At 73.2% G+C, this 12,966-nt stretch carries 9 protein-coding genes; 6 read left to right on the forward strand and 3 right to left on the reverse strand.

All coding sequences use genetic code 11. The features are described from left to right. Positions 1-9: 9 nt before the first annotated feature. The 5 genes from pgaB to ASE76_RS16265 all read left to right on the forward strand — a co-directional run bounded on the left by pgaB (position 10) and on the right by ASE76_RS16265 (position 9,019). The gene (gene pgaB / locus ASE76_RS16245) at positions 10-2,184 is read left to right on the forward strand and encodes a poly-beta-1,6-N-acetyl-D-glucosamine N-deacetylase PgaB (protein ID WP_082448661.1); all 2,175 of its coding nucleotides are present in this window, start codon (positions 10-12) and stop codon (positions 2,182-2,184) included. Next, complete coding sequence (pgaC, locus tag ASE76_RS16250; protein ID WP_055841803.1) at positions 2,181-3,473, forward strand: poly-beta-1,6-N-acetyl-D-glucosamine synthase; 1,293 nt, start codon at positions 2,181-2,183, stop codon at positions 3,471-3,473. The genes pgaB and pgaC overlap by 4 nt, the downstream gene beginning before the upstream one ends. Next, the gene (locus tag ASE76_RS16255; RefSeq protein WP_055841806.1) at positions 3,463-4,071 is read left to right on the forward strand and encodes a PgaD family protein; all 609 of its coding nucleotides are present in this window, start codon (positions 3,463-3,465) and stop codon (positions 4,069-4,071) included. The genes pgaC and ASE76_RS16255 overlap by 11 nt, the downstream gene beginning before the upstream one ends. A 119-nt stretch (positions 4,072-4,190) precedes the next feature. Further along, positions 4,191-6,428 carry a protein-disulfide reductase DsbD gene (locus tag ASE76_RS16260; protein ID WP_082448662.1) on the forward strand — a complete coding sequence of 746 codons (2,238 nt, stop codon included), beginning with the start codon at positions 4,191-4,193 and terminating at the stop codon, positions 6,426-6,428. Between the two features lie 110 nt (positions 6,429-6,538). Next, entirely contained in the window at positions 6,539-9,019 is a 2,481-nt protein-coding gene (locus tag ASE76_RS16265) for a PAS domain-containing protein (RefSeq protein ID WP_055841812.1), read from the forward strand. A gap of 45 nt (positions 9,020-9,064) precedes the next feature. Here ASE76_RS16265 and ASE76_RS16270 read toward each other — a convergent pair whose 3' ends face one another. The 3 genes from ASE76_RS16270 to ASE76_RS16280 are packed head-to-tail and all read right to left on the reverse strand — an operon-like array spanning position 9,065 to position 11,694. Then, positions 9,065-10,033 (reverse strand): threo-3-hydroxy-L-aspartate ammonia-lyase, encoded by a 969-nt coding sequence (locus ASE76_RS16270; protein WP_055841815.1) that lies wholly within the window; start codon positions 10,031-10,033, stop codon positions 9,065-9,067. 49 nt (positions 10,034-10,082) lie between these two features. Beyond that, entirely contained in the window at positions 10,083-11,054 is a 972-nt protein-coding gene (locus ASE76_RS16275) for an ornithine cyclodeaminase family protein (RefSeq protein ID WP_055841818.1), read from the reverse strand. A 4-nt stretch (positions 11,055-11,058) separates the two neighbouring features. Continuing rightward, the gene (locus ASE76_RS16280; RefSeq protein ID WP_055841821.1) at positions 11,059-11,694 is read right to left on the reverse strand and encodes a transcriptional regulator; all 636 of its coding nucleotides are present in this window, start codon (positions 11,692-11,694) and stop codon (positions 11,059-11,061) included. Positions 11,695-11,783: 89 nt separating this feature from the next. Between ASE76_RS16280 and ASE76_RS16285 the strand changes: the two genes are divergently transcribed. Next, positions 11,784-12,950, forward strand: coding sequence for an alanine racemase (locus ASE76_RS16285; RefSeq protein WP_055841975.1), 1,167 nt, complete (start codon positions 11,784-11,786; stop codon positions 12,948-12,950). The last annotated feature ends 16 nt before the right edge of the window (positions 12,951-12,966 follow it).

The raw sequence follows: 12,966 nt of genomic DNA on the forward strand, positions 1-12,966 counted from the left end.
GCATCCGCCATGACCTTCTCCCTCCCCGTCTCCTTTCGCTGCAGACCGCTGCGGCGCGTCCTGCTGGCGTTCTGCGCCCTCTTCTTCCTGGCGGCATCCGCGCATGCGCAGCGGATGCTGCCGCCCGACCCGCAGGACGGCCTGCATTTCCGGGTGATCGCACTGCACGACATCCGCGAGAACGTGCGCGCCAGCTTCGAGTCCGACCCGGAAGAGTCGGCCCTCGACCAGCGCACGCTGGCGGGCCTCTTCTCGTGGCTGCGCGACGACGGCTGGACGGTGGTGAGCCTGTCGCAGATCGTGGCCGCCCGCAACGGCGGCCCGCGCCTGCCGCCCAAGGCGATGCTGCTGAGCTTCGACGACGGCTACCGCAGTGCCTACACCAAGGCCTACCCGCTGCTGCAGGCCTTCGGCTACCCGGCGGTGATGGCGCTGGTAACCTCCTGGCTCGACGTGCCCGAGGGCCAGCGCGTGCCCTGGGGCAGCACCACGCTGCCGCGCGAGCAGTTCCTGACCTGGCCGCAGGCCGCCGAGATGGCCCGCTCGGGCCTGGTGGAGTTCGCGAGCCACACCGACGCGCTGCACCTGGGCGTGCCGGCCAACCCGCAGGGCAACGTGCTGCCTGCGGCGGCCGCCCACCGCTACGACCCGCAGACCGGCACCTACGAAACCGACGCCGCCTTCGGTGCCCGGGTCGAGGCCGACCTGCGCCGCAGCCGCGCCCGCATCGAGCAGGAAACCGGCAAGCCGGTGCGCGCCCTGGCCTGGCCCTACGGCAGCTACAACGCGCAGGCCCTGGCCGCCGCGCGCCGCGCGGGCCTGGAGATCGCCCTGACGCTCGACGACGGCGCCAACGACCTGCGCCAGCCCGACGCGCTGCAGCGCATCTCGCGCACCCTGGCCAGCTACGAGCACGAGGCGCCCGACTACGCCTGGCTGCTGCGCCAGGCCTACGGCCCCGACTACGCCACGCCGCACCGCGCGATGCAGGTCGACCTGGACTACGTCTACGACCCGGACCCGGCGCAACAGGAGCGCAACCTGTCGCGCCTGCTCGACCGGGTGCGGGCGATCGGCCCGTCGTCGGTCTACCTGCAGGCCTATGCCGACCCCGACGGCGACGGCGTGGCCGACGCGGTGTACTTCCCCAACCGGCACCTGCCGGTGCGGGCCGACCTGTTCAGCCGGGTGGCCTGGCAGTTGCGCACCCGCACCGGCGTGCAGGTGTATGCCTGGATGCCGGTGATGGCCTGGCGGGTGCCCGCCAACGGCCCCCGCCTGCAGCCGGTGGCCGCCCCGGCCGGCACGCCTGCGCCCGCCACGCCGCGCTACCACCGGCTCTCGCCCTTCGATCCGGCCGCGCGCACCTGGATCGGCGACCTCTACGACGACTTGGGCCGGCATGCGATGTTCGCCGGCGTGGTGTTCCACGACGACGCCACCCTGGCCGAGGACGAGGACGCATCGCCCGCCGCGCTGGCCGCCTATGCCGGCTGGGGCCTGCCCGCCGACATCGCGAAGATCCAGGCCGACCCCGACCTGCGCGCCCGCTGGACCGCCGGCAAGTCCCGCGCGGTGACCGCCTTCACCCAGGAGCTGGCCCAGCGGCTGCGCGCCTGGCAGCCGCAGCTGCGCACCGTGCGCAACGTGTACGCCCGGCCGCTGCTGGAGCCGGCGTCGGAGGCCTGGTTCGCCCAGAACTACACGCTGTCCCTGGCCGCCTATGACTACACCGCCGTGATGGCGATGCCCGCGATGGAGAAGGTGCCCGCGGCCGAGGCCGACGCCTGGCTGCAGTCGCTGGTGGCCGTCGCCGCCGCCACGCCGCAGGGGCTGGAGCGCACCGTGTTCGAGCTGCAGGCCCGCGACTGGACCACCGGCCGGGCCGTGCCCGACGCGACGCTCGCCCGGCAGTGGGAGGTGCTGCGCCGCAAGGGCGCTCGCAACCTGGCGTACTACCCGGACGACTTCCTCCACGACCAGCCCGGCCTGGCGACGGTGCGCGAGGCGATGTCGCTGCGCATCCTGCCGCTGCCTCCGGGCCGGCCGGCCGCGGCCGGCGCGGGCGCCGCCGATGCGCGCGCGCCCGCCAGTCCCACCGCAGCCGGACCCGGTGCCGGCACCGCGTCGGCGGCCTCGCCGCCCGCGACCGACCCGGCGCCCCTGGAGCGGGCCACGAAATGATCGATTCCCTCGAGACCTTCCTGGGCGTCGGCCTGCCGACCCTGGTCTTCGGCTACGTTTTCTACTACCCGTTCTTCATGGCCTACCTGTGGATGGCCGGCGGCATCTCGCATGCGCTGGCGTTCGAGCGGGGCGATCCGCTGGAGCAGGACCCGCTCACGCTGCTGCCCTCGCTGCCGGTAGTGTCGATCCTGGTGCCCTGCTTCAACGAGGGCACGCATGCCCGCGAGGTGTTGGAGCAGGTGATGCGCACCCGCTACCCGTACTACGAGGTGATCGCGATCAACGACGGCTCGACCGACGACACCGGCGCGGTGCTCGACGAACTGGCCCGCACCTATCCGCAGCTGCGGGTGGTGCACCATGCGCAGAACCAGGGCAAGGCGGTGGGCCTGAACACCGCCACCGCCCTGGCGCGCGGCGAGTTCATCCTGGGCATCGACGGCGACGCGCTGCTCGACCGCGACGCCATCGCCTGGCTGCTGCGCCACCTGCTCACCTCCGACGGCGTGGGCGCGGTCACTGGCAATCCGCGAATCCGAACCCGCACCACCTTGATCGGCCGGATGCAGGTGGGCGAGTTCTCCTCGACCATCGGCCTTATCAAGCGCACCCAGCAGATCCTGGGCCGGCTCTTCACCGTCTCGGGCGTGATCACGATGTTCCGACGCAAGGCGCTGCTCGACGTCGGCTTCTGGAGCACCGACATGATGACCGAGGACATCGACGTCACCTGGAAGCTGCAGATGGCGCAGTGGCGGGTGCGCTTCGAGCCGCGTGCGATGTGCTGGATCCTGATGCCCGAGAGCATCCGCGGCCTCTACCGCCAGCGCCAGCGCTGGGCCACCGGCGGCATCCAGACGCTGATGCGCTACGGCCTGCCGCTGCTGCGGCCGCGCCACTGGCGCATGTGGCCGGTGTTCCTCGAATACGTGGCCAGCGTGGTCTGGGCCTATGCGATGTTCGCGCTGCTGCTGACCGCCCTGGTGCACTACTGGCTGCCCGACAGCTGGATCCCCGAGGCCTGGCAGGTCGGCATCTTCCCGGCCTGGCGCGGCACGCTGCTCGGCCTGACCTGCATGCTGCAGATGCTGGTGAGCCTGTGGATCGACCGCCACTACGACCGCTCGCTGCTGCGCTACTTCCTCTGGACCGTGTGGTACCCGATCGCCTTCTGGACGATCACGATGGTCACCACCGTCCTCGCCCTGCCGCTGGTGCTGATGCGCCGCCGCGGCAAGCGCGCCACCTGGACCAGCCCCGACCGAGGAAACACCCATGCGAGCTAAGGACAACGCGCGCCCCGATTTCGACGACTCCTTCTTCGCGCCCGACAGCGTCATGCCCGAGGAGGCCGCCCAGTCGTGGGTGGAGCCGGTCGCCGGCCAGCCGATCATCGACGCGGCCCGGGTGCCGCTGCGCGCCTTCAACGCCCACAAGCCGCGGCGCTCGGCCTTCTGGATGTTCACCTGGCTGCACTACCTGCGGCCGGTGCTGGTCGCCGGCGTCTGGCTGGTCGTGGCCTGGTACGTCTGGAACCACTTCTTCGCGCTGCCGCGCAGCCTGGAGGTGTGGGAGCTGGTGGCCCTCTACGTGGCGGGCATCCTCTCGATCCTGCTGGTGATGCTGCTGCTGGCACCATTGCGCCGGCGGGAGGAGCAGAGCGAGGAGACCCAGTTCGGCGACTCGGTCCATGCCTCTACCTTTCCCGAGATGGCCGACTACGCCGGCATGCCGCAGCGGGACCTGGCGTCGGTGCACCTGGCGCAGCGGGTCGTCGTCCACCACGACGAGGAAGGCCATGTGAGCCGGCTCGACATGGAGCCGGTCGAGGCCGAGGCCGCCCTGGCGGCCGCCCGCGCCCGCGGCGTGCCGGCCCTGCGCTGAGCAGGCGCGAGGGAACCTGCCGCACCGGGCGCCGCGGGGTGCCCTACCATCGCAGGCTAGCCCGCAACGCGGGCGGCATGCCGGAACTTCCCCGCGCCGCGCCCGCTCCCACCCTCGCCATGCACGCCGCCCCCCTTCGCCCTTCCCTGTCCGCATGGCGCAGCCGCTGGGCGGCCATTGCTACGTTTTTAATAGCTAGTAGCCAGTGCGTGGCGCCCGCCAGCGCCCAGTTTTCCTTCGCATCCGCTGCCGGGAAGACCGCACCCGCCCGCATCGCCACGCCGCATGTGGAGGCCGAGCTGGTGGCCCATGCGCCCCAGGGGGTGGAACCGGGCGCCACCCTCTGGGCCGGCCTGCGCATCGCCCACCAGCCCGAGTGGCACACCTACTGGAAGAACGCGGGCGACTCCGGCCTGCCGACCACCCTGTCCTGGACGCTGCCCGCGGGCCTGTCCGCCGGCGCCATCGACTGGCCGGTGCCCCGGAAGATCCCGATCGGCACCCTGGCCAACTACGGCTACGAAGGCACGGTGCTGCTGCCGGTGCCCTTCACCGTGGCGGCCGATTTCCAGCCGCCAGCCGGCGCCGCCACCGTCACCCTGCAGCTGCACGCCGAATGGCTGGTCTGCCGCAAGGAGTGCATCCCCGAGCAGGCCGACCTGGCGCTGGTGCTGCCGGTGCGCGGCAGCACCGCCGGCTTCGGCGCCGAGTTTGAGGCGGCGCGCGCCGCGCGGCCCGCGGACGTGCCGGGCCGGGCGCAGGCCACGGTCGACGGCGACCGGCTGGCGGTCTCCGCCGCCGCGCTGCCCGCCGCCCTGCGCGGCCGGCCGCTGGAGCTGCTGCCCGAGACGCCCAACATCGTCGTCACCGCCGCCACGCCAGAACAGGGCTGGCAGGGCGACGCCTGGACCGCCCGGGTGCCGCTGGACCCGCACCGCAGCGACGCCCCGGCCACCCTGCCGATGGTGCTGGTCGCCACCGGCGCCGACGGCGCCCGCACCGGCTGGCGCATCGAGGCCGACCTGCAGGGTGCCTGGCCCGCCACCGCCGCGCCCGCCGCGGTGTCGCCCGCGCTGGAGGCGGCGCTGCAGGCCAATGCAGCCGGCGCGACAGCCGCCGCCCCGACCGCGCTGCCGCCGCAGCTCGCGCCGCTCGGCACTTGGCTGGCGGCCCTGGCCGCGGCGCTCCTCGGCGGCCTGCTGCTCAACCTGATGCCATGCGTGTTCCCGGTGCTGGCGGTCAAGGTGATCGGCTTCGCCCGGCACGGCGCCGACCGGCGGGCGCACCGGGCCGCCGGGCTGGCCTACACCGCCGGCGTGGTGCTGTCCTTCGTCCTGCTGGGCGCGGTGGTGCTGGGGCTGCGGGCGGCCGGCGCGCAGCTGGGCTGGGGCTTCCAGCTGCAGTCGCCCGCGGTGGTGGCGGCGATGGCGGCGCTCTTCACCCTGCTGGGCCTGAACCTGGCGGGCGTCTTCGAGTTCGGCATGTGGGCGCCGCGCGGGCTGGCCGGCACCGCACTGCGCCATCCGGTAGCCGATGCGTTCCTGTCGGGCGTGCTGGCGGTGGCGATCGCCTCGCCCTGCACCGCGCCCTTCATGGGCGCCTCGCTCGGGCTGGCGCTGGGGCTGCCGGTGGCGCAGGCGCTGCCGCTGTTCGCGGTGCTGGGCCTGGGCATGGCCCTGCCCTACCTGGCCGCCAGCTGGCTGCCCGCGGTGGCCCGCCTGCTGCCGCGTCCCGGCGCCTGGATGGACGTGTTCCGCCGCGCGATGGCCTTCCCGATGTTCGCCACCGTCGCCTGGCTCACCTGGGTGCTGGGCCAGCAGAGCGGCATCGACGGCGCCGGCACCCTGCTCGCCTTGCTGGTGGCCCTGGCCGCGGTGGTCTGGTCGCTGACGCTGCGGGGCCGCACCCGGGTCGGCGCGGCGCTGCTGTCGGTCGCCGCGCTGGTCGGAGTGGTCGGCGCCTGGGGACACAACCTGGTGCGCTATGCGCCCGCCGCCGCCGCCGTGGCCCAGGCCGGCGAGCGCTGGGAGTCCTGGAGCCCGGCGCGGGTGGCCGCGCTGCAGGCCGAGGGCCGGCCGGTGTTCGTCGACTTCACCGCCGCCTGGTGCGTGACCTGCCAGGTCAACAAGCGCGGCACCCTGGCCCGCGACGACGTGCTGGCCGCCTTCGACGGCAAGCGCGTCGCCCTGCTGCGCGCCGACTGGACCCGCCAGGACCCGGCCGTCAGCACCGCGCTGCGGGCGCTGGGCCGCAGCGGCGTGCCGGTCTACCTCCTGCAGGCCCCGGGCCGCCCGCCGGTGGTGCTGACCGAACTGCTGGGCGCCGACGAGGTGAAGGCGGCGGTGGCCGCGCTGTAGCGGGAAACTGTCGCCCAGCCATCTGCGCGACGGCGTCGAAAACGGGAGAATGTCCGGTGCCGACGGCGACTCGCCGGGCACCTCCCGACGCCGTCTACCGCCCGCCCCGCATGTCCTCCCTCCACGTCCGTACTTCGCTGCTTCCCATCGCCCGCGCCGAGGAGCGGCTGCAGCTGGCGCTGGATGCGGGCGCCGTGGCCGGCACTTGGTTCTGGGACGTGGCGCAGGACCGCTTCACCGGCGACCGCCGCTTCGCCCAGTGCTTCTCGCTCGATCCGGACATGCTCGACAAGGGCGTGCCGCTGGCCGACGTGGTGCAGTCGATCCATCCCGAGGACGAGCCCGAGGTGCAGCGCAAGGTGCGGGAGGCGCTGGCGCGGGGCGGGCCGTACCGCGCCGAGTACCGGGTGCGGCAGCCGGGCGGCGGCTACCGCTGGATCGAGGCCAACGGCGCTGTCACCTTGGGCGAAGACGGGCGTGCGGCGAGTTTTCCCGGCGTGCTGGTCGACATCGAGACCCGCAAGCAGGCCGAAATTCGCCAGGGCGCGCTGTTGGCGCTGGGAGACCGGCTGCGCGGGCTGGACGACGCCCAGGACATCGTGACCGCCGCCTCCGGGATCTGCGGACGAACCGTGGGCGTGATGCGCGCCGGCTACGCCACGATCGACACGGCGCAGGAGCACGCCGACGTCACCCGCGACTGGAACCGCGACGCCGGCGCCCACAGCGTGGCGGGCCGCTACCGGTTCGCGCACTTCGGCTCCTTCATCGAGGACCTGCGCCGCGGCGAGGTGGTCGCGATCCCCGACGTGGCGCAGGACCCGCGCACCGCCGGCCAGGTCGAGCAGCTCTGGCACCTGCGGATCCGGGCCCTGCTCAACGTGCCGCTGATGCGCGACGGCGCACTCGCCGGCCTGTTCCTGCTGCACGACGACGCGCCGCACGCATGGACGTCCGACGACATCGCCTTCGTGCGCGGCGTGGCCGACCGCACCTGGTCGGCGGTCGCGACGGCGCAGGCGGTGGCCGAGCTGCGGGCGGTCAACGGCGCGCTGGAGCGGGAGGTGCAGGCCCGCACCGCCGACCGCAACCGCCTCTGGAACCTGTCGAACGACCTGATGCTGGTCGCCCGCTTCGATGGCGAGATCCTGGCCGCCAACCCCGCCTGGGAGCGGGTGCTGGGCTGGACCGAACCCGCGCTGGTCGGCCGCCGGCTGTTCGACCTGGTCCACCCGGACGACCTCGCGCACACCCGCGCCGGCACGCAACTTCTGGCCGCCGACAGCGGCGCTCCGGTGATCGAGAACCGCTGCCTGCACCAGGACGGCAGCTACCGGTGGATCTCCTGGAGCGCGAGCCCCGGCGACGGCCTGATCGTCGCCGCCGGCCGGGACGTGTCGCAGGTCAGGGCGCAGGCCGAGTCGCTGCGCCGGGCCGAGGAGCAGCTGCGCCAGAGCCAGAAGATGGAGGCGGTCGGCCAGCTCACCGGCGGCATCGCCCACGACTTCAACAACCTGCTGGCCGCGATCGGCGCCAGCCTGCAGGTGCTGCAGACGCGCCTCGACGCCGGCCGCACCGAAGGCGCGGCGCGCTACATCACGCTGGGCCAGGAGTCGGTCCGCCGGGCCGCGGCGCTGACCCACCGGCTGCTGGCCTTCTCCCGCCGGCAGACGCTCGACCCGAAGCCGGTCGACGTGCGCCGGCTGGTCGATGGCATGGAGGAGCTGATCCGCCGCACCGTGGGCCCGACGGTGGCGCTGGCGGTGGTAGGCGACGCGGCGCTCTGGCCGAGCCGGATCGACGCGTCGCAGCTGGAGAACTCGCTGCTCAACCTGTGCATCAACGCCCGCGACGCGATGCAGCCGGCGGGCGGGCGCCTGACGATCGAGAGCACCAACGTCCGGCTCGACGCCCAGGCGGCGCACGACTGCAACGTGCCGCCGGGCGACTATCTCTCGCTCTGCGTGACCGACACCGGCTGCGGCATGGCGCCCGAGGTGGCGGCCCGCGCCTTCGACCCGTTCTTCACCACCAAGCCGCTCGGCCAGGGCACCGGCCTGGGCCTGTCGATGGTCTACGGCTTCGCGCGGCAGTCGGGCGGCGACCTGCGCATCCGCAGCGAGGTCGGCGCGGGCACCACGCTCTGCATGCTGCTGCCGCGCCATGCCGGCCCGCTCGAGGAAGCGCAGGGCCCGGTCGCGCCGCCGGCCCTGCAGCCCGGCGAAGGCGAGACGGTGCTGGTGGTCGAGGACGAGCCGACCCTGCGCATGCTGCTGACCGAGATGCTCCAGGAACTGGACTACCGCGTGCTGGTCGCCGAGGACGGCCCGGCCGCCCTGCGGCGGCTCGACGCCGCCGGCCGGATCGACCTGCTGGTGACCGACGTCGGCCTGCCGGGCGGCCTCAACGGCCGGCAGGTGGCCGACGCCGCGCGCACCCGCCGGCCCGGCCTGCAGGTGCTGTTCATCACCGGCTATGCCGAGAATGCGGTGGTCGGCAACGGCCAGCTGGAGCGCGGCATGGCGGTGATCACCAAGCCGTTCGACATGGCGGCGCTCACTGCGAAGGTGCGGGCGATGGTCGAGGGCTGACGCCGACGCGGGCGGTGCCGCCGCGCCGGCGCCGTGCCGGGGCGACTACTGCGCCAGCAGGCTGCAGAAGCGCGCGATGTCGATGTTGCCGCCGCTCAGCACCACGCCTACCCGCTGGCCGCGCAACCGCTCCTGCATGTTGCGGGCCGCGGCCAGGCCCAGGCAGCCGGTGGGCTCGACCACCATCTTGAGCCGCGCGGCCAGGAAGGACATGCATTCCACCAGCTCGGCATCGCTCGCGGTGAGCACATCGGTCACCTCGCGCCGGATGATCGGGAAGGTGATGTTGCCCAGGTGCTGGGTCTGCGCGCCGTCGGCGATGGTGTGGGGCGTATCGATGTGCACGATCTCGCCCGAGCGGAACGAGCGCTGGCCGTCGTTGCCCGCTTCGGGCTCGACGCCGTAGAGCCTGCACTGCGGCGACAGCGCCCTGGCCGACAGGGACGATCCCGAGAGCAGCCCGCCGCCACCGAGCGGCACGAACAGCGCGTCGAGCTCGCCCACTTCCTCGAACAGTTCCTGGGCAGCCGTGCCCTGGCCGGCGATCACGTCGGGATGGTCGTAGGGCGGGATCAGGGTGAAGCCGTGCCGGGCGGCCAGGTCGCGGCCGATCTGCTCGCGGTCGTCGGCGTAGCGGTCGTAGAGCACCACCTCGGCGCCGTAGCCGCGGGTGGCCTCGATCTTCACCGCCGGCGCGTCCTGCGGCATGACGATGGTGGCCGGAATGCCCAGCAGCCGGGCCGACAGCGCGATCGCCTGCGCATGGTTGCCCGACGAGAACGCCACCACGCCCGCCTTGCGCTGCGCCGGCGTGAACTTCGACAGCGCGTTGAAGCCGCCGCGGAACTTGAAGGCGCCCATGCGCTGCAGGTGCTCGCACTTGAGGAACACCTCCGCACCCATCATCTCGTTCAGTGTGCGCGAGGTGACGACCGGGGTGCGGTGGGCATGGCCGGCGATGCGTGCCGAAGCGGCGACGACGTCTTCGTAGGTGGGCAGTGCAGGTGCGTTCATGGTGCGGAAAGGGTGAAGCGAAAACAAGGGCGGATGGGCGAAGCGGCGGCTACCAGGGCCAGGCGACGGCGGTGCCGGCCCCGGCTGCGAGCGCCCGCTGGTGGACGAGCCGCGCGACGGTCAGGTCCTGCAGAGCCAGGCCGGTCATGTCGAACACGGTGATGTCGCCAAGGCCACGCTCGAAAGCGACGCGGCCGTCGAGCAGGTCGCCGATCTCGTCGCAGGGCGTATCGGGCGCCCACTGCGTCTCGCCGATCTGCGTGGCCTGCGCGCGGTCGTCCACGACGACACGCGCACGCTCCAGCAGGCCGGCCGGCAGTTCGCGCTTGCCGCGGGTGTCGGCGCCGACGCAGTTGAAATGGGTGCCGGGCCGCACCGCCGCCGCATCGAACAGCGGGCCACCGCCGGGCGTGGCGGTGATGACGATGTCGGCGGCCGCGACGGCCGCATCGGCATCGGTCGCCGGTGCGATGCGGCAGCGGCCGGCGAACGCCGCCTCGAATGCCGCATCGGTGCGACCCCGCGCCGCGACGTACGCCACCTCGCGCAGCGCCGGCAGCTGCCGCAGGGCGTAGTCGAGCTGCACCCGCGCCTGCACGCCGGTGCCGAACACGCAGGCCCGCGCACTGCCCGGCCGCGCCAGCATCTGCAGGCCGATGCCGCCGGCCGCGCCGGTGCGGGCGGTGGTGATCGTGTTGCCGTCGATCACGCACAGCGGCCGGCCGGTCAGCGGGTCGGCCAGCAGGATCGTCGCCTGGTGTGGCTCGCCGCCGGCCGCGCGGTTGGCGGGCCAGAAGCCGGCGGCCTTGAAGCCCAGCAGGCCCTGGCCCGGCACGTCGCCCGACTTGATGCCGAAGATGCCGCCGGTGGGCAGCGCCTCGCGCACCACCGGAAACACCCGGCCCTCGCGCCGGCTGTGCAGCACGAAGGCCTCCCGTACCGCCTCCAGCACGTCGGCCGGCTGCAGCAGCGGCGCCACCGCGGCACCGTCGATCAGGAGAAGGCGGGCATCGTGCGGCATGGGTTCACTTGGCGTAGGCGTAGACGGAGGCGCGCGACACGCCCAGGTGTGCGGCGATGGTGTCCATGGCGCGGCGCACGTCCAGCAGGCCGGCGGTGCGCAGCTCGCGCAGGAGGGTGCGGCGGTCGTCGGCCCGCAGGGAGCGTGGCGTGGTGGCCAGGCGGGCCGCGAACTGGTCGATGCGCTCGCGGATCCGGTCGGCACCGGTCGGGTCGAGCGACTCTTCCACCGCCGCCCGCGGGTCGATGTGGACGAAGCGCGCCATGGCGGTCTGGAAGCCGTGGAACAGCGTCAGGTCCACATTCATGCACAGCGCGGCGATGTAGCGGCCGTCCGCGTCCTTGATGCCGATCGAGGTGCTCTTGGCCTGGCGGCCGTCGGCGAAGGTGTTGGCATAGTTGGCGATGACCGGCGGCATGTCCGGGTCGTGGATGCGGGCCAGGCCCAGCTCGGTCGTCGGCTCGCCGACGGCGCGGCCCGACAGGTTGTTGTGGATCGCGAGGATCGAGCGCTTCGGGTCGAGCAGGTCGTGCACCACCACTTCGCAGAAGGGCGCGAAGGTCTCGCCCAGGCCCTGCGCGATCTGGCGGACCTGGTCGAGAAGCAGTGTCTGCTCGGGGCTACGGCGGGGTTTCGGCATCTGGATAGTCTGTCCAATTTTGGATAGACTGTCAAACATTCGACGATTCGTCCACACCGCCACCCGTACCCACGGACTCCAGGATGCCCATGCACCCACCCGCCGACCTCGAAACGCCCCTGCTCCTGCTCGACGAAGCGCGGATGCAGCACAACATCGACCGGATGCAGTCGCGCATGGACGCGCTGGGCGTGCGGTTCCGTCCGCACGCCAAGACCAGCAAGTGCGCCGAGGTGGTGCGGCGCCAGATCGCGGCGGGCGCACGGGGCATCACCGTCTCGACGCTGAAGGAGGCCGAGCGCTTCTTCGCCGCCGGCATCGACGACGTCCTGTACGCGGTTGCGATCGCGCCGGCCAAGTTCGCCCATGCGCTGCGGCTGGCGCGCGCCGGGCTGCGGCTGACGCTGCTGGTCGAATCGGTCGCGGCGGCCGAGCAGCTGTCGGCTTTCGGCAGGGCCGAGGGCCACGGCTTCGACGTGCTGGTCGAGGTGGACACCGACGGCCACCGCTCCGGCATCGCGCCGGCCGACCCGTGGCTGCTGGACGTGGCCGCCGCACTGCGCACCGACGCGGCCGGCCACGGCGCGCGGCTGGCCGGCGTGCTGACCCATGCCGGCAGCTCCTACGACCTGCGCACGCCCGCAGCGCTGGAGGCGATGGCCGAGCAGGAGCGCGCCGGCTGCGTCGCCGCGGCCGAGGTCCTGCGCGCGGCCGGCCATGCCTGCGCGGTCGTCAGCGTCGGCTCCACCCCCACCGCGCTCAGCGCCCGGCACCTGGAAGGCGTGACCGAGGTGCGGGCCGGCGTCTACGTGTTCTTCGACCTGGTGATGGCCGGCACCGGCATCTGCCGGCCCGACGAGATCGCGCTGTCGGTGCTGTGCACCGTGATCGGCCACCGCGCGGAGAACGGCTGGGTGATCACCGACGCCGGCTGGATGGCGATGAGCCGCGACCGCGGCACGCAGAAGCAGGCACACGACTTCGGCTACGGCCTGGTGTGCGATGCGGACGGGCGTCCGCTGCCGGGCCTGACCTTCGACGCGGCCAACCAGGAGCACGGCGTGCTGCAGTGGACCGGCGGCGACGGGGACGACGCCATCGCGCTGGCCGAGCGTTTCCCGCTGGGCGCGCAACTGCGCATCGTGCCCAACCATGCCTGCGCCACCGGGGCGCAGCATCCGGCCTACCACCTGCTGCCGGCGGCAGGCGGCGTGGGCGACGTACTGCCGCGCTGGGAGCGTTTCAGCGGCTGGTGATCCTGTACCGTTGCGT

It is taken from the genome of Xylophilus sp. Leaf220 (genome assembly GCF_001421705.1).
Classification (GTDB): domain Bacteria; phylum Pseudomonadota; class Gammaproteobacteria; order Burkholderiales; family Burkholderiaceae_C; genus Xylophilus.